Origin of the sequence: Streptomyces tatrensis (genome assembly GCF_049310065.1) — a bacterium.
Classification (GTDB): Bacteria; Actinomycetota; Actinomycetes; order Streptomycetales; family Streptomycetaceae; genus Streptomyces.
In genome coordinates, this window is record NZ_JBMDLB010000011.1 from 2,210,820 (window position 1) to 2,227,446 (window position 16,627).

A 16,627-nucleotide genomic window follows, 5' to 3' on the forward strand; every position below is an offset into this window, starting at 1 on the left:
AGGCCGTCTCTTTCGGATCTTGCCGGGCCCGCGCCGCCCGGCAAGATCCGAAAGAGACGGCCTAGCCGATCTCCACCACACGGGCCCATTCGGGCGGCCGGATCGGCACGTGGTCGGGATCGTCCTCGTCCCACGATCCGTCGGAGGGGCCCCGGGGGAACAGCCCCACCACCGTCCGGCACGGGGGCCGCGTGCTCGGCCAGGGCGTCTGCCCGTCGGTCAGGACCACGATCACGTCCGGCCGGGGCGCCGAGCGCAGCGCCGTGGCGAAGCCCGTGCGCAGATCCGTACCGCCGCCGCCCAGCAGCGGGATCCCCTCGGCGCGGCACAGCGGATGGGCGATCCGGGCCGAGGCGTCGCACGGCACCACGGTCACCAGGTCCCGGCGGCCGCCCACCGCGCGGGAGATGGCGGTGACCTCGAGGAGCGCGCTGCCCAGTTCGGCGTCGCTGACGGACCCGGAGGTGTCGATGACCACGCCGACCCGGGGCGGCCGGCGCCGCAGGCTCGGCAGCACGGCGCCCGGCACCCCGGCCGAACGCCGCGACGGCCGGCTGTAGGTGTAGTCGTCGCCCGCGCCGGATCCGGAGGTGGCCGATCGGACGGCCGCGCCCAGCAACTCCCGCCACGGCTGCGGCGGGTGGAACACCTCCTCCGCCCAGCGCTTCCAGCCCCTCGACGCGCGTCCCGGCCGGCCGGTGATGCCCTGCGCCACCCGGAAGCGAACGGCGTCCCGCTCCTGTTCGCTGAGGCCGTCGGCTCCGTCCGCGCCGAGGTCCCACTCCCGTTCCAGGCCGTCGGCGCCGCTGCCGCAGTCCAGCCAGGCCATGTGCTGCGTGTGCGGCCCGAGCCCGAACTGCGTCAGGTACTCCTCCATGAGCTCGCCCTCCGGCAGCCCCACGGCCTTCGGCTGGACAGCCCTCTCGGGCCGGACCAGCCCGTCCCCGTACGCGTCGTCGTTGATCTCGAAGTCGGCCGCGATGTTCATCCGCAGCCGCTCCCCCGGGCCGGTCAGGCCGTGCTCCCGAGCGACCCGGTCCCCGCGTCCGTGGTGGTCGCGCAGCAGGTGGGAGACCTCGTGCACCCAGACCGCGGCCAGTTCCTCCTCGGAGGTGCGGTCCACGAAGCCGGGCGAGACGTAGCACCGCCAGTGGCGGTCGACGGCCATCGTCGGGACCCGGCGCGATTCCACGACGTGCAGGGCGAACAGCGCCGTGGCCAGGTACGGCCGCACGCGGACGGCGTGCAGCCGGGCGGCGTAGAGCTTGTCCAGGTCCAGCGTTACGGGCGTCACGGCCGTCACCGGCCCGCCTTGACGGGCACCCCCGACCGGGCGGCCGCCCGGTCGGCACGCCGGGACAGGGCCACGGCCCCGGCGAGCCGGTCGATCGCGGCCGGGACCTCCCAGTCCTCGCGGCGCAGCGCGGCCAGCGTGCTCGCGGGGACGACCACCAGGTCCGGTGCGCCGCTCTCCAGCGCCCGGGCCAGGAGCGCCCACGCCGCGTCCCAGCGGGACTTCTCCGGGCGCCCCCGCACCGCCTCGACCACCCCGTCGAGGACGGCTTGGCGCAGGTCCCCGCGCTCGGGCAGGACGGCGGCCGCCGGGTCGGCGAGCAGCGTCTCCGGGTCCGGGAGGTCCATCCGGTCCAGGCTCGCCAGGAGTTCCAGCCCGGGACCGTCTCCGACGGTCCCCCTGACCAGCAGGGAGAGCACTTCCCGGGAGGAGCCGGCCGCGGTCGCGAAGGCGATCAGGCAGAGGGTCATCTCCCAGCTCCGGGGAGAGGGCCAGGGGCCGCCCCGGCGGGTTTCGCCGGAGGGCAGCTGGTGGACGAGCTTGGGCCGGGCGGCGAGCAGCCCGCACACCGCGCGTCGGGCGAAGTCCACTGCTTCCGGGAGCCGTTCGGGGTCGAGCCGGGGCAGGGTGGCGCGGGGCCAGGTCCCGCCGAGACCGCGCACCACCACCTCGTGGTCGTGCGTCCACTGGAGGTGGACGAAGCGGTTGGCCAGGGGCGGGCTCAGCTCCCAGCCGTCGGCGGCGGAGGCCCGCGGATTGGCGGCGGCCACGATCCGGACCTCGGGCGGCAGCCGCAGCGCGCCGATCCGCCGCTCCAGTACGAGGCGGAGCAGGGCCGCCTGCACGGCCGGCGGCGCGGTGGACAGCTCGTCGAGGAACAGCAGCCCCCGGCCGGCCCGTACCAGGCGCACGGCCCAGTCCGGCGGGGCCATCGGGACTCCCTGCTCGGCGGGGTCGTCCCCGACGATGGGCAGGCCGGAGAAGTCGGAGGGCTCGTGCACGCTGGCGATGACGGTGGTCAGCGGGAGGTCCAGCGATGCGGCGAGCTGGGTCAGGGCCGCGGTCTTGCCGATGCCCGGCTCGCCCCACAGGAGGACGGGCAGGTCGGCGGCCACGGCCAGGGTCAGGGCCTCCAGCTGGATGTCGGGGCGCGGTTCGGTCGTCGTATCGCGCAGCAGGGCCAGCAGCCCTGCGGCGACGTCGAGTTGGGCGGTACCGGCCTGGGCGGACGGGGCGTAGGAACGCATGCGGAATCACCTTTGGGTGTGTGGTGGGAAAGGGCAGGGCGGGGCAGGGCAGGAGCCCCGGTCAGCGGTGGGTCGCGTGCCGCGGGTGCGAGCGCCCGGTGCGGCGCGGACCGGGAGAGCGGTAGCCGGCGTGGGCGCGGAGGGCGGCCGGTTCGGACAGGCCCGCCCGGAACAGCCCGTAGGTGACGCGCCGGAGCGCGGCCGCCTCCAGCTCGTCCCGCAGCGGCCCGTCGCGCAGCAGCGCACCGGGACCGAGCAGCCCCTCCACGACGGCCAGGGCGCCGGCGGTGTCCCCGTGGTCGAGGCGTTCGCGGACGCCGGAGAGGGAGTCGGGGCGGCGGTGCGCCTCGTCGATGGCCCGCAGGCAGGGCAGCGGCGTACCGGTCAGCGCGACCAGCAGCTCCTCGCGGCGGATCTCCACCGGGTCGTGGTCCAGCGGGACCAGTACCCCGTCGACGAGGCCGATCCGGTGCCGGGCACCCCGGCAGTCCACCAGGCGGGCTCCCCCCGCCCGGTCAGCGGCTTCGGCCCCGGTCCCGGCCGGCCCGAACGGCGGCCGGTCCGGTACGAGGGCCCGCGCGACCAGCGGGTGCAGCCGGCCGGCGTCGATCGCCCCGGTGCGGAGCAGCTCCAGGTCGGGCAGTACCCAGGTCGCCGCGTCGGGCAGCACGGGCGGGGCGGGAGCGCCCGCCTCCGTGGACGCGGCTGCGGAGATCCAGCCGCCTCCGTCGCCGTCCCCGCGCGGGTGCACGTACAGCCGGCGCCGGGCTCCGAGCCGCACGGCGACCGGGCCGCCGGATCGCCCCTCGGCGCGGAGCACGGTCTGCGCCTCGGCCGCCCACCGGTCGACGGCGCAGCGGGGCAGCGCGGGCAGCGGCCCCGGCAGGCCGGGATCCACCGCGGGGCCGGTGTCGCCGGGCTGCCGGTCGGCCCCGGACCTGGAGCGGAGCTCGTCGCTGCGGCGGGCGTCCCACAGGTGGCGGTGCAGGTCAAGGCGGAAGCGTGGATGGGGGTGCGGATGGGGATGCGGCCCGGCCCCCGGAGGGCGGCGGGCGGCGTCCTCGGAGCGGGATCCGTCCCACAGGGCGAGGCTGATCCGCTGTCCGTACTCCGCCCAGGCGGGCGGAGTACGGACCACGAGGTGCAGCGGGCGTGCACCGCCGGGCCCCGCGTCCCCGTACCGGGCCAGGGCGACGGTCAGCCCGGGGCGCAGCAGTCCGTCCGGGGCGATCCTCGGCAGGTGCCAGCGCAGCAGGTCCGGTGCCAGGTGGCGCAGGTCGGCCCGGATCCGGGCCGCGAGTTCGCGGCCGTGGGTGCGCGCCAAGGCGCGCAGGTCGAAGTCCACGTCGACGGCCGCGGCGGCGCACGCCCCCGCCCAGTCACCGGCGGAGCGGCGGGCGGTCGCGGTCTCGATCATGGACGGCGGCACGGCGAACTCGCGCACGCGCAGCCAGAAGGAAGGGTGGGAAGAAGTCCCGTTCGCGGTCCGAGTGAGCATCAGCACTCACCTTGCGCGGACGGGACCCCCGATCTGTGTGTACGGAAAGTCGTCATCGCGGCGAGATTAACGCCCCGCCCCGGCGGCCGCCAGGCATTTCTCCACCGGGGACGGTCGGCGCGGGGCTCCGGGCGACGCGCGGCTCCGGGCGGAGCGGGCGGGGGCCGAGGCGTCAGGCCCAGTGCGCCGGGTCGGGGATCCCGAGGACCTTCGCTGCCCGGCCGGCCTCGGCTTCGTACACCTGGAAGTCGATCCGCTGCCCGTCCGGGGCCCGGTACTCCAGCACCCGCATCCCCGGCCGCCGACGGGCAGCGTGACCACCGGTCGCAGGGGCGCCTTGAAGCTCGCGCCGACACCGTCCGCGCCGGCGGCGAGCTTCCCGTAGCCGAAGAACCTCCGACGCCCGCCCTGCCGCCAGCGCGCCTGACAGGGGACGGCGACCGCGGCGCCGGCGACCGCCTGCGCCGTCCGCCTCTCCGCCGCGCGCCTCACGGTCCTCCGCGTGAACCAGCCGACCGGCACCACGACCAGACCCAGCAGGACGATTTCGACCAGCGTTCCGAGCAGCGCTTCCCTACGGTCCCCCGGGGTCCACGGCAAAAGTTCCGCCAACCTACCCGGCCCGGTGGACCACCTCGCCCGCGACCACCACGGTTTCGGCCACCGTCCCGGGGATCTGCTCCGGGGCCACCGCGAGGATGTCCCGGGACAGGATCACGAAGTCGGCCGCCTTGCCGACCGTGAGGGAACCCCGGTCCTCCTCGAGGAAGTTGGCGTACGCGGAGCCCATCGTGTAGCCGTACACCGCCGTCCGGGCGTCCACCGTCTCCTGCTCCTGCCACGGTTCGCCGCCGGCCAGCGGGCGCCGGGTCAGCGCCGTGTAGATGCCGACCATCGGGTCCATCTCGGCGACGTTCCAGTCGCTGGAGAAGGCCAGGACCGCTCCCGCCTCGGCGAGGCTCCGCATGGGCCACGCCTTGTGCCAGCGGCCCTCCCCCACGTTCTCCGCCCAGTCCTGGCCGGGACCTGCGATCTCCGGCGCGCAGTGCCGGGGCTGCATGCAGGCCACCACGCCGAGCTGCTCGAAGCGCGGTACGTCCTCGGGATCCAGGCATTCCACGTGCACCACCTGGTGGCGGGCGTCGCGCGGGCCGTTCACCGCCCGTGCGTGCTCGACGGCGTCGAGGACCGTACGGATGCCCCGGTCACCCGTGGCGTGGACGAAGCACTGGAACCCGCGCGCGTCCAGCCGGGCGAGGAGCTCGGCGAACTCCTCCGCCGGGTAGAAGGTCTCGCCCCGGTGCGACCCGCAGCCGGTGTACGGCTCCAGCAGCGCGGCCGTGCGCGGCTCCACCACGTCGTCGATGTAGAGCTTGAGGGGGCCCACCCGGAAGCGGTCCCCCGCGTGGGCCTTGGCCGCCGCCTCGAAGAGGTCGAGGTCGTCCTCGGTCGTGCCGCGCGGGTGGAACAGCGCGGCGACGATCCGCGAGCGCAGCCGGCCCTCGGCGCGGGCCCGTTCGTAGAGCTCCAGGTCGTCGAGGGAGTTCTGCGGCTCCACGACGGTGGTGATGCCGAAGCCGATCGCGTCGTCGAGGCTCTTGGCCAGGCGCCCGTACTGGCGGTCCGGGGAGGCCCACGGCACGCCCAGGTCGCGCAGGGCGCGGTGGCCGTCGCGGGACAGCCCCTTGATGGCGAAGTCCTTGACGAAGCCGGTGGGCTCGCCGGTCTCCGGGTCCACGGCGGCCGTGCCGAAGGGCAGGTCCGTACGGTCCTTCGCGACTCCGAGCCGGTCCATCGCGGCCGTGTTCAGCCAGGCCGTGTGGACGTCGTACGAGAGCACGATCGCGGGGGTGTCCCCGGTGACGGGGTCCAGGTCGGCGGCGGTCGGCATGCGCCCGCCGGGGATCGCGGAGTAGTCGAAGGCCTCGGCCTCGATCCACTCGGCGCCGGGGTTGGCCTCCCGCCACGCGCCGATCCGGTCGAGGATCGCTTCGAGCGTCCGTACCCCGGCGAGCTGCACGCACGCGTCGTCGGAGCCGAGCCGGACGTGGTTGTGGGCGTCGATGAAGCCCGGCAGCACGAGCCGGCCGCCCGCGTCGATCCGCTCGGTGTCCGGGCCCGCCCAGTCGGCGGCCTCCGCGTCCGGGCCCACCCAGACGATCCGCCCGCCCCGCACGGCGAGGGCTTCGGCCTCGGGCAGCTCGGGGTCGACGGTGTGGATGCGGGCTCCGGTGAGGAGCAGGTCGGCGGGGGCGGAGTGTGACATGGGGTGGTGCTCCTGTGCAGAGGGGGTACGGACGAGCGGGGAGGTGCCGGAGGGGCCCTCAGGCGGCCGGGGCGTAGGCGGGCACCCGGCGGACGAGGGCCCAGTACGTGAGCCCGGAGACCACCGAGCCGAGCAGGGTGAGGTCGGCGCCCCCGAGCGGGGCCACGAGCGGCCCGGTCCACAGCTCGGAATCGCAGGTCAGGGCGGCGAAGGCCATGCCGGCGAGCAGGGCGGTCATGCCGGCGGGGTGGTATCCGGAGCGGTACCAGTAGGCACCCCGGCTCCCGGCGTGCAGCGCGTCGGAGTCGTAGCGGCAGCGGCGCAGCAGCATGTCGGCGAGGAAGACGCCGCCCCAGGGTGCGAACACGATGATCAGGAGCGAGAGGAAGGACAGCAGCGAGGTGGTGAAGTCGGTGAGGAAGAGGGCGGCGAGCGATCCGGCGGCGGTCACGGCGGCGCTGACCACGATGGCGCGGGCGCGGCTCCACGGGATCCCGAGGACCTGGAGGTTCAGGCTGGAGGAGTAGAGCGTGATGATCGAGTTGGTGACGGAGCCGCCCAGGACCAGGGCCAGGAACAGCGGCTGGAACCAGCCGGGCAGCAGGCTCTCGGCCCCGGCGACGGCGTCGGTCATGTCGGTCTGGGTGGCGGCGGCCACACCGGCGATGCCGAGGGCGACGGAGGAGAGGAACCCGCCGAGCGCGCCCATCCAGGTGATCGACTTCAGCGAGGTGGTGCGGGGCAGGTAGCGGGTGTAGTCGGAGGGCATCGGCAGGTACGAGAAGGGCCCGGCGAGCATCACGACGAAGGCCAGGCTCCAGCCGGACAGGCCTGGAGCCAGCGCGTCGGCCGGGGCGGTGGTCTCGGCACCGGGCAGGACGAAGACCAGCAGGGCGCCGAAGCCGACGGCCAGGACGTAGGCCATCCAGCGCTCGGCGAACTGCACGGTGGCGTGGCCCCACATCGCGACGGCGAAGGTCAGCGCGAGGGTGATGCCGAGCGCGACGGCCCGGACCAGGGTGCCTTCGCCCAGGCCGACCTCGGCGAAGAAGACCTCCAGGGCCAGGGTGCCGACGACGGTGTTGACGATGGTGTAGCCGATGCTCACCACCCAGTTCAGGACGCCCGCCGGCCAGTTCCCCCGTACGCCGAAGGCGGCCCGGGAGATGACCAGGGTGGCGGTGCCGGTGCGGATGCCGCTGAGGCCGGCGGCGCTGATCGCGAAGAAGGCCAGCCCGCTGATCACGACCACGGCGGTGGCCTGCCAGAAGCTGAGGCCGAAGGCGACGGCGAGGGCTCCGTTGATCACGTAGGTGAAGGTCAGGTTGGAACCGAACCAGAGCCAGAAGAGGTCCTTGGCCCCGCCGTGGCGCTCGGCGTCGGGGATGGGGTCGATGCCGTGCGTCTCGACTCTGAAGACCTCGTCGACGGCGGCCGTCGTCTCCTGGTGTGCCATGCGTCTGCCCCTGACCTTCGGCGGTGAACCGTGAACCGTGAACCACGAACCGTGAACAGACCTTGAACGGCGTTCTAAGTTCTTGAATGGCATTCAAGATGCGCTCCCGACCCGGACCCCGTCAAGACCCTGTCCGGGATAAGGTCGGCCCACGAAGATCGGGAAGGCGGCACGGGTGGCAGGAGCGGCGGGAGCGGCACGGCGGCGCGACGGGCAGATCGCCCAGGAGCGGATGCTGGAAGAGGCCATGACGGCGATCGCCGAGGACGGGCTGGCGACGCTCACCATGTCCGCGCTCGCCGAACGGCTCGGCACCAGCGGCGGCCACATCCTGTACTACTTCGGCAGCAAGGACCGGCTGCTGCTGGCCGCCCTGAACTGGAGCGAGCAGCAACTGGCCGAAGAACGCACCGGATTGCTGGGCCGCCGGGTCACCGCCCACCGCAAGCTCGCGCTCTTCCTAGAGCTCTACCTGCCCCGCGGCCCCCGCGATCCGCGCTGGACGCTCTGGATCGAGCTGTGGGCCCGCATCCCCTCGAACGAGCCGCTGCGCGCCGCCCAGCAGGAGATCGACGACGGCTGGCAGCGGGACCTGGAGGCCCTGCTCGCCAGGGGGGTGGAACAGGGCCGCTTCGCCGCCGGCCTGGACGTCCCCGCCCGCGCCTCGGAGCTGCTGGCGCTGCTGGACGGGCTGAGCACCCGGGTGGTGCTGGGCGAGCGCGGCGCGGACCGGGCCACCTCCCTGGAGCGCGCCCGCTCGGCGGCGGCCCTGCTGATCCCGCACACCTGAGCCCCGCGCCCGGGGCCGTCCGGACATGTGGAAAGCCCGCCCGGGCCTTAGCGCCCCGGACGGGCTTTTCCGCTCCTTAGCGGAGGTTCTCAGGAAGAGGAAGGTCGCCCCTTCTCAGGGTCACTTCTTCTTGGCGGCGGCCTTCTTGGCCGGGGCGCCCTCGGCGTTGCCGTAGTACGCCTGGCGCATGAGCTGCTTCAGGTCGTCGATCATCGGCATCCGCGGGTTGGCGGGGGCGCACTGGTCGGCGTAGGCGTTCATGGCCTGGGTCGGCAGGGCCTCGATGAAGGCCTGCTCGTCCACGCCCTCCTCGGCGAAGGAGGAGGTGATCCCGCACTTGCTGCGGAGCTCCTCGACGGCCTTGGCGTAGGACTCGACGCCCTCGGCGGCCGTGGCGGCCGGCAGGCCCAGCATCTTCGCGATCTCCTGGAAGCGCTCCGGCGCCCGGTAGACCTCGGCCTTGGGCCACGGGGTGGCCTTGTGGGTGACCGTGCCGTTGTGACGGATCACGTGCGGCAGGAGCAGCGCGTTGGTGCGGCCGTGGGCGACGTGGAAGGTGTTGCCCAGGGTGTGCGCCATGGCGTGGACCATGCCCAGGAAGGCGTTGGCGAAGGCCATGCCCGCCACCGTGGAGGCGTTGTGCATCTTCTCGCGGGCCTCGGGGTCGTTCGGACCGTCGACCACGCAGCGCTGCAGGTTTTCGAAGATGAGCTTGATGGCCTGGAGGCACAGACCGTCGGTGTAGTCGTTGGAGTACGCGGAGACGTAGGCCTCGGTGGCGTGCGTCAGGGCGTCGAAGCCGGAGTCGGCGGTCACCTTGGGCGGGAGGCCCATCGGCAGCATCGGGTCGACGATGGCGACGTTCGGGGTCAGGGCGTAGTCGGCGAGCGGGTACTTCTGGGCCGCGGCCGGGTCGGAGATGACGGCGAACGGGGTGACCTCGGAGCCGGTGCCCGAGGTGGTCGGGATGGCGACCATCTTGGCCTTCTCGCCCAGCGAGGGGAACTTGTAGGCGCGCTTGCGGACGTCGAAGAACTTCTCCTTCGTGTCGGCGAACTCCACCTCCGGGCGCTCGTACATCAGCCACATGATCTTCGCGGCGTCCATCGGCGAGCCGCCGCCGAGGCCGATGATCGTGTCGGGCTTGAAGTCGCGCATCATCGCGGCGCCGGCCTGGACGGTGGAGAGCTCCGGGTTCGGCTCGACGTTGTCGATGACCTGGATCGACACGGCGCCCTCGCGGGCCTGCAGGATGTCGACGACCTTCTGCACGAAGCCGATGGAGACCATCGTCTTGTCGGTGACGATCGAGACCCGGCTGATGCCGTCCATCTCACCGAGGTAGCGGATGGAGTTGCGCTCGAAGTAGATCTTCGGCGGGACCTTGAACCACTGCATGTTGGTGTTGCGCCGTCCGATCCGCTTGACGTTGATCAGGTTGACCGCGGTGACGTTGTTCGACACCGAGTTGTGTCCGTACGAGCCGCAGCCCAGGGTGAGCGAGGGGAGGAAGGCGTTGTAGACGTCGCCGATGCCGCCGAAGGTGGAGGGCGAGTTGGCGATGACGCGGATCGCCTTGACCTTCTTGCCGAACTCCTCGACGAGCTCCTCGTCCTCGGCGTGGATGGCGGCGCTGTGGCCCAGACCGTGGAACTCGACCATCGCGGCGGCCAGTTCGAGGCCGTGCTCGGTGTCCGAGGCCTTCAGGGCGGCCAGGATCGGGGACAGCTTCTCGCGGGTCAGCGGCTCGTTCTCGCCGACCTCGTTGCACTCCGCGAGGAGGATCGAGGCGTCGGCGGGGACGGTGAAGCCGGCCTGCTCGGCGATCCACTGCGGGGACTTGCCGACGACCGCCGGGTTCAGCTTGGCGCCGTTGGAGTCGGCCGCGTAGGCGGTGGTGCCGAAGACGAACTGCTCCAGCTTGGTCTTCTCCGCGGCGGAGACCACGTGGGCGCCGAGCCGCTTGAACTCGGCGAGGCCCGCTTCGTAGATCTCGGTGTCGAGGATGACGGCCTGCTCGGAGGCGCAGATCATGCCGTTGTCGAAGGCCTTGGAGAGCACGATGTCGTGGATCGCGCGGCCGAGCTTGGCGCTCTTGTGGACGTACGCCGGGACGTTGCCCGCGCCGACGCCCAGGGCCGGCTTGCCGCACGAGTAGGCGGCCTTGACCATGGCGTTTCCGCCGGTCGCGAGGATGGTGGAGACGCCCGGGTGGTTCATGAGGGCGCCGGTGGCCTCCATGGAAGGGGCGGTGACCCACTGGACGCAGTCGGCGGGGGCGCCGGCGGCGACGGCGGCGTCGCGGACGATGCGGGCGGCCTCGGCCGAGCAGTTCTGCGCGGAGGGGTGGAAGGCGAAGATGATCGGGTTGCGGGTCTTCAGGGCGATCAGGGCCTTGAAGATCGTGGTGGAGGTCGGGTTGGTGACCGGGGTCATCGCGCAGACGACGCCGACCGGCTCGGCGATCTCCGTGATGCCGTTCAGCTCGTCGCGGCGGATGACGCCGGCGGTCTTGAGCCCGCGCATCGAGTTCACGACGTGCTCGCAGGCGAAGAGGTTCTTGACGGCCTTGTCCTCGAAGAGGCCGCGGCCGGTCTCCTCGACCGCCAGCTGGGCGAGCTCGCCGTGCTGGCTCAGCGCGGCCAGCGAGGCCTTCTTGACGATGTGGTCGACCTGCTCCTGGTTGAACGACGAGAACTGGTCGAGCGCCGTGAGCGCCCCCTGGACCAGTCCATCCACCATCTCGTTCGCCTGCATGGCAGGAACTCCTTCATTTCGACTCAACCTGAACCGCTTTCCTGATGACTCAATTCGACACCCAAAAGCGGAAGCCGCGCTGCCGAAAAAGCCCTTTCCCGACGGGCCGAAGGTCCGTTCACACCCGTTCACCCCCTCTCCATCACCAGCCTGACCTGCGCAAACACCTCGGGACCTTAGACCCCTGTGCGCTTGTGAAAACTTTCACAAGAATTTCGCGGGAAGTGCGCCCTACCGCGCTCCTCCCCCAGCGAGCACAATCACCGTGACGAGTCGCGTCGACCGTGAGGGAGGGAGCGCGTGCGCAGTCAGGTGCGCGTCGCGGACGGACGGAATCTGACGGTGGAGCGCTGGGGCGACCCGGACGGCAAGCCCGTTTTCCTGCTCCACGGCATGCCCGGCAGCCGACTGGGCCCCGCCCCCCGGGGCATGGTCCTCTACCAGCGCCGCATGCAGCTCATCGCCTACGACCGGCCCGGCTACGGGGGCTCCGACCGCCACCCGGGCCGCACCGTCGCCGACGTGGCCGCCGAGGTGGCCGCGGTCGCCGACTCCCTGGGCCTGGACAGCTTCGCCGTGGCCGGCCGCTCCGGCGGTGCCCCCGGCGCGCTGGCCTGCGCCGCCCTGCTCCCCGACCGGGTCACCCGGACCGCGGCCCTGGTCCCCCTCGCCCCCCGGGACGCGGAGGACCTCGACTGGTTCGAGGGGATGACCGCCTCGAACGTCATCGCGTACTCCACCGCCGGCCGGGACCCGGAGGAACTGGCCGCCCGGCTCATCCCCCGCGCGGCGGGCATCGCGGCCGATCCCGGGCAGCTGCTCGACGAACTGCGCCGCGAGCTCACCGAGAGCGACCGCCTGGTCGTCTCGGACGCGGGACTGCGCGCAATGCTGCTGCGGAACTACCGCGAGGGGGTCCGCACCTCCGCCTACGGCTGGATCGACGACATCCTCGCCTTCAGCACCCCCTGGGGGTTCGACCCCGCCGACATCCGCTGTCCGGTGATGATCTGGCACGGCGGGCTGGACGAGTTCTCCCCCGTGGGCCACTCCCGCTGGCTGGGCCGGCGCATCCCCGGAGCCACCACCACCATCGACCCGGCCGCCGCGCACTTCGGTGCGCTGCACGCGCTGCCCGACGTACTGACGTGGCTGCTCAGGGAGCTGCCGGCGCCCCCCTTGAACGAGCAGCAGCCGGCGTAGGCGCGCGGGCCGGCCCCCGCGGGTCCGGCCGTCGGGGTCGGGCCTGCGGCGACGCCAACTCGGCATTTCCTCAGGCCGACTTGCCATCCCCGGATCCCCAACTCCGCACGCGCGCGGCGAAGTTGACCAGCCCGATCGGCGCCGGGAGCGCCGCCCCGCCGCCGGCGCCGGTCCGGGGTGACGACCGGCGGCCCGCGGTGGGCGGCGACGGGCCGCGACAGGCCGTCAAATGGAAAGGATCTTGCCGTAAGGCAAACGGGCGAATACCTGCCCCGAGCGAATTCGATCATGTTTACCACCGACCCCCGATCGGCCCTGCACAGGACATCACTCTGTAACAACGACCTGGGCAGTTCGGCACGCCGATCAGTGGCGGGGGAGGTAAAGTCCGCGCCAGACACTGGCTCCTCGCCAATGTCAACCCCTCCCATTCCCCATGACCTCCCCGAGGACGGCGTCATGAACACCTCCGCAACCCACCCGGCCAGCACCGTCACGGCCACCCGCGTCCCGCTCGACCGGATCGATGTCCGCGGCGCGCGCGCCGCCGCGACCCTGGGCCGCGTCCTTCCGACTGAATCCGGCCGAAAGGTTCAGACGCCCATCTTCAACTCTGCACTCTGACGACCAAATCAGCGCTCTAGACTGGTGGAATGACCGGCCTGATCGCTTTTCGCGAGATCGTCCTGAAAGTTCACAGCAGATGCGATCTCGCTTGTGACCATTGCTATGTCTACGAACACGCAGATCAGAGCTGGCGCGCCCGGCCCAAGGTGATCTCCCCCGAGGTGATCGCGCAGACCGCGTCGCGTCTCGCAGAACACGCAAGGACACACGCACTCCCCTCCGTCACGGTCATCCTTCACGGAGGGGAACCGCTTCTCGCGGGCCCCGCCCGCCTCCGGCTCGTGTGCGAGGAATTCACCCGCGCCCTCGACGGCGTCGCCGCCCTCGACCTGCGCATGCACACCAACGGCCTGCAGCTCAGCCCCCGTTACCTGGACCTCTTCGCGGAGTTCGGCGTCAGCGTCAGCGTCTCCCTCGACGGGGACCGCGCGGCCAACGACCGCCACCGGCGCTTCGCCGACGGACGCACCAGCCACCCCCTGGTCCTGGCCGCCGTGGACCTGCTGCGCACCGAGCCCTACCGCCACCTCTACCAGGGCCTGCTCTGCACCATCGACGTGGCCAACGACCCCGTGGCCGTCCTCGACGCCCTGGTCGAACTGGCCCCGCCGCGCGTGGACTTCCTCCTCCCGCACGCCACCTGGCAGACGCCCCCGGTCCGCCCCGACGAGGCCCCCGACGCCTACGCGCGCTGGCTGCTGCGGATCTTCGACCACTGGGAGCAGCGCGGGCGCCCGGTCCCCGTGCGGCTCTTCGACTCGCTGTTCTCCACCCTGGCCGGCGGCCCCAGCCTCACCGAGTCCCTCGGCCTCGCGCCCACGGACCTCGTGGTCGTGGAAACCGACGGGAACCTGGAACAGGTCGACTCCCTGAAGAGCGCCTTCGAGGGAGCCGCCGCCACCGGGTTCAACGTCTTCGACCACGCCTTCGACCTGGTCGCGGCCCATCCCGGGGTCCGCGCCCGGCAGCTGGGCCTGGCCGGCGTCAGCGATACGTGCCGCCGGTGCCCCGTCGTACGTTCGTGCGGAGGCGGGCTCTACACGCACCGCTACAAGGCCGCCCCGGACGCGGAAGCCGCCGGGGAGGCCGCCACGGAAGCCGCCGGGGACTTCGACAACCCCTCCGTCTACTGCACCGACCTGCGCGAGCTCGTCGACGGTGTGGAGGGCCGTACGAGTGCCCGCGCGAGCGCGCCGGAACTGTCCGACCCGGCCGAGCTGGCCGGCTCCCAGGAGCAGCTCACCAGGGACCTGCTCGCCCTCCTGAACGACCGCCGCACGGGTGATTCCGACTGGGAGCGGGCCTGGCGGGTGCTGGGCGCCGTGGAGCGGGCCGGGGAGGCCGGTGCGGACGCGCTGGACGCCGTACTGGCCCACCCCTTCACCCGGACCTGGGTGATGGCCTGCCTCGACCCCGCCGCGCAGGGCCGCCCCGATGCCCCGCGGGCGGCCCGCCTGCTGACCGCCCTGGCCGCCGCCGCCGTCCTGCGCGGCGGGCTAGACCTGCCCGCCGAGGTCGTCTACCGGGACGGCGAGGTGTACCTGCCGACGCTCGGCCTGCTGCGCCTGGGCGAGCCCGGCACCGAGGGCCGGGCCACGCTGCACGCCGCCGCCGACGGGGGGTACGCCGTCCGCGAGGAGGGCCGCCCCGAGCACCGTTTCGGGCCGGCGGCGGGTGACGCGCGCTGGCAGCCCGTACGCACCTGGTCGCCGGGGCCGGACGCGGCCCCGGTGGCGCTGGAGGACCTGGATCCGCACCGCAACTGCTTCGCCCGCCCGCCCCGGCTGCGGCTCGGCGCCGCGGAGGCCGCGGAGTGGCGGGAGCGCCTCGACGCGGCGTGGGCGCTGCTGCACGCCTCGGTGCCCGAGTTCGCGCGGGCGGCCGCCACCGGGCTGACCACCCTGACCCCGCTCGCGGGCGGCCCCCGGGCGGGCGGCTGGGGCGAGGCCGGGCGGCACGGTCCGGGCGCGCTCGGAGTGCCGTACGCGGCCGGGACGGCGGAGACCGCGCTCGCGCTGCTGACCGGGCGCCGGCGGGCCGGGCTCCAGGCACTGACCGAGGTGGCCGACCTGTACGCGCTGGACGGGGAGTGGCAGCACCCCTCGCCGTGGCGGGAGCGCCCGGTCCCGGTGTCCCGGCTGCTGGCCGACGTCCACGAGCGGGTGGCCGTGGAGGCCTACCGGCGGGCGACGGCCGCCGCGGAGCCGGGCGGGCTGGACCGGATCAACCGGGCGCTGGACCGGCTGTCGGGGGCGGCGGAGCTGACGAGCACCGGAAAGCGGCTCGTGGAGCAGCTCCGCTGGGAAGTCAACTTGACCCGGCCCTAAAGGCCCAGCCTTGCAGGTAGGGCGCGCGACAGGCTGCCGCGTGGACTCCCGCGTCCGGAACCGGCTTGCGCCGTTTCTGGGGCGGTTGACTGCGCCCCGCTACCCACGCCCGGAGGGGTGGGAGTTGCCGAGACTCGCCTATGGGCGAGCCACATCTGTGTTGAGCTGGTCCTGGCGGCAAAACCGTGTCCCCACCGGCGTGTGGTTCGTGCCTTCGCGCTCGCAGCCCTTGAAGAAGTGTAGCCATACAGCGGCGCGTCGGGGTCATGGATGCGCTTCTTCCCCCGGCAAAGACGTCCGGGGTTCCTCGCGAGAACCTGCGGAAGGCGGTGGACGCTTGACCCTCCCCTCGAACTCCGGGGCCGACGGGCCCCTCCACGCGCTCGGCGTCCGCCCCGGCACGCGCCTCCTGGTGCACGCCTCGCTCGGCGGGACCGGCCTGCGCGCCGAGGAGCTGCTGGGCGCCCTCCTCGCCGCCGTGGGCCCGCGCGGCACCCTCGCGGCGCCGGCCTTCACCCCGCAGAACTCCAAGACCTCCACCGCGCACCGGGCCCGGATCGCGGGCCTCTCCGAGGAGGGCGTACGGGACTTCCGCGCACGGATGCCCGCCTTCGACCCGGCGCGCACCCCGAGCCACGGCATGGGGGTCCTCGCCGAGGCGGTGCGCACCGCCCCGGGAGCGGTGCGCAGCGGGCATCCGCAGACCTCTTTCGCCGCGGTCGGGGAAGGGGCCCGGGAACTGTGTGCGGGGCATCCGCTGACCAGCCATTTGGGTGAGGAATCACCCCTGGGAAAGATGTGCGGGAAGGGATGGGAGGTACTCATGATCAATGTGGGATTTTCCGTCTGTACCGCTTTCCATCTCGCGGAGTATCGAATTCCGAAGCCCCCCTTGCGCATGTACGAGTGTGTGGTGAAGGTGAACCAACCGGGCCTTCCGGGGCGGCAGCCCGAAGGGTCCGAGGGGGAAGGGTGGACCGCGTACGAGGACATCGCGCTGGATGACAGCGATTTCGCCGAGATCGGCAGGGCGTTCCCGGAAGAAGGGATTCGCCGGGGGCGGATCGGCGGAGCATCGACCATGCTCTTCGCCCTTCCGCATGCCGTCGATCACGCGCTTGAATGGATGACCGAAAATAGACGCTGATTGACTGAACGATGA

Annotated in this window: 11 protein-coding genes; 5 read left to right on the forward strand and 6 right to left on the reverse strand. The window is 72.8% G+C overall.

Annotated elements, in window-relative coordinates; translation table 11 throughout:
- Positions 1–61: 61 nt before the first annotated feature.
- The 5 genes from ACODT5_RS25765 to ACODT5_RS25785 form a co-directional block, all read right to left on the reverse strand.
- Complete coding sequence (locus ACODT5_RS25765; RefSeq protein ID WP_422525032.1) at positions 62–1,294, reverse strand: vWA domain-containing protein; 1,233 nt, start codon at positions 1,292–1,294, stop codon at positions 62–64.
- Between the two features lie 5 nt (positions 1,295–1,299).
- Positions 1,300–2,541: an AAA family ATPase gene (locus ACODT5_RS25770; protein ID WP_422521615.1), complete on the reverse strand. Its 1,242-nt coding sequence runs from the start codon at positions 2,539–2,541 to the stop codon at positions 1,300–1,302.
- A 61-nt stretch (positions 2,542–2,602) separates the two neighbouring features.
- The gene (locus ACODT5_RS25775; RefSeq protein WP_422521616.1) at positions 2,603–4,039 is read right to left on the reverse strand and encodes a hypothetical protein; all 1,437 of its coding nucleotides are present in this window, start codon (positions 4,037–4,039) and stop codon (positions 2,603–2,605) included.
- A gap of 613 nt (positions 4,040–4,652) precedes the next feature.
- Complete coding sequence (locus tag ACODT5_RS25780) at positions 4,653–6,305, reverse strand: amidohydrolase (protein ID WP_422521617.1); 1,653 nt, start codon at positions 6,303–6,305, stop codon at positions 4,653–4,655.
- Between the two features lie 58 nt (positions 6,306–6,363).
- Positions 6,364–7,761, reverse strand: a complete 1,398-nt coding sequence (locus tag ACODT5_RS25785; RefSeq protein WP_422521618.1) for a purine-cytosine permease family protein — start codon at positions 7,759–7,761, stop codon at positions 6,364–6,366.
- A gap of 232 nt (positions 7,762–7,993) precedes the next feature.
- Here ACODT5_RS25785 and ACODT5_RS25790 point away from each other — a divergent pair, with 232 nt between their 5' ends.
- Positions 7,994–8,551 carry a TetR/AcrR family transcriptional regulator gene (locus ACODT5_RS25790; protein ID WP_422525033.1) on the forward strand — a complete coding sequence of 186 codons (558 nt, stop codon included), beginning with the start codon at positions 7,994–7,996 and terminating at the stop codon, positions 8,549–8,551.
- A gap of 120 nt (positions 8,552–8,671) precedes the next feature.
- Here ACODT5_RS25790 and adhE read toward each other — a convergent pair whose 3' ends face one another.
- Positions 8,672–11,308 carry a bifunctional acetaldehyde-CoA/alcohol dehydrogenase gene (adhE, locus tag ACODT5_RS25795; RefSeq protein ID WP_422521619.1) on the reverse strand — a complete coding sequence of 879 codons (2,637 nt, stop codon included), beginning with the start codon at positions 11,306–11,308 and terminating at the stop codon, positions 8,672–8,674.
- Positions 11,309–11,608: 300 nt separating this feature from the next.
- Here adhE and ACODT5_RS25800 point away from each other — a divergent pair, with 300 nt between their 5' ends.
- From ACODT5_RS25800 to ACODT5_RS25815, 4 genes are all read left to right on the forward strand, one after another.
- Positions 11,609–12,511: an alpha/beta fold hydrolase gene (locus ACODT5_RS25800; RefSeq protein WP_422521620.1), complete on the forward strand. Its 903-nt coding sequence runs from the start codon at positions 11,609–11,611 to the stop codon at positions 12,509–12,511.
- Positions 12,512–12,970: 459 nt separating this feature from the next.
- On the forward strand, positions 12,971–13,135 hold the full coding sequence (fxsA, locus tag ACODT5_RS25805; protein ID WP_254384685.1) for an FxSxx-COOH cyclophane-containing RiPP peptide: 165 nt from the start codon (positions 12,971–12,973) through the stop codon (positions 13,133–13,135).
- 29 nt (positions 13,136–13,164) lie between these two features.
- A complete protein-coding gene (gene fxsBH / locus ACODT5_RS25810) occupies positions 13,165–15,465 on the forward strand; it encodes a radical SAM/SPASM protein FxsBH, inactivated beta-hydroxylase extension form (protein WP_422521621.1) in 2,301 nt (766 codons plus the stop codon).
- A gap of 337 nt (positions 15,466–15,802) precedes the next feature.
- Positions 15,803–16,612: an AAC(3) family N-acetyltransferase gene (locus ACODT5_RS25815; protein WP_422521622.1), complete on the forward strand. Its 810-nt coding sequence runs from the start codon at positions 15,803–15,805 to the stop codon at positions 16,610–16,612.
- Positions 16,613–16,627 lie beyond the last annotated feature (15 nt).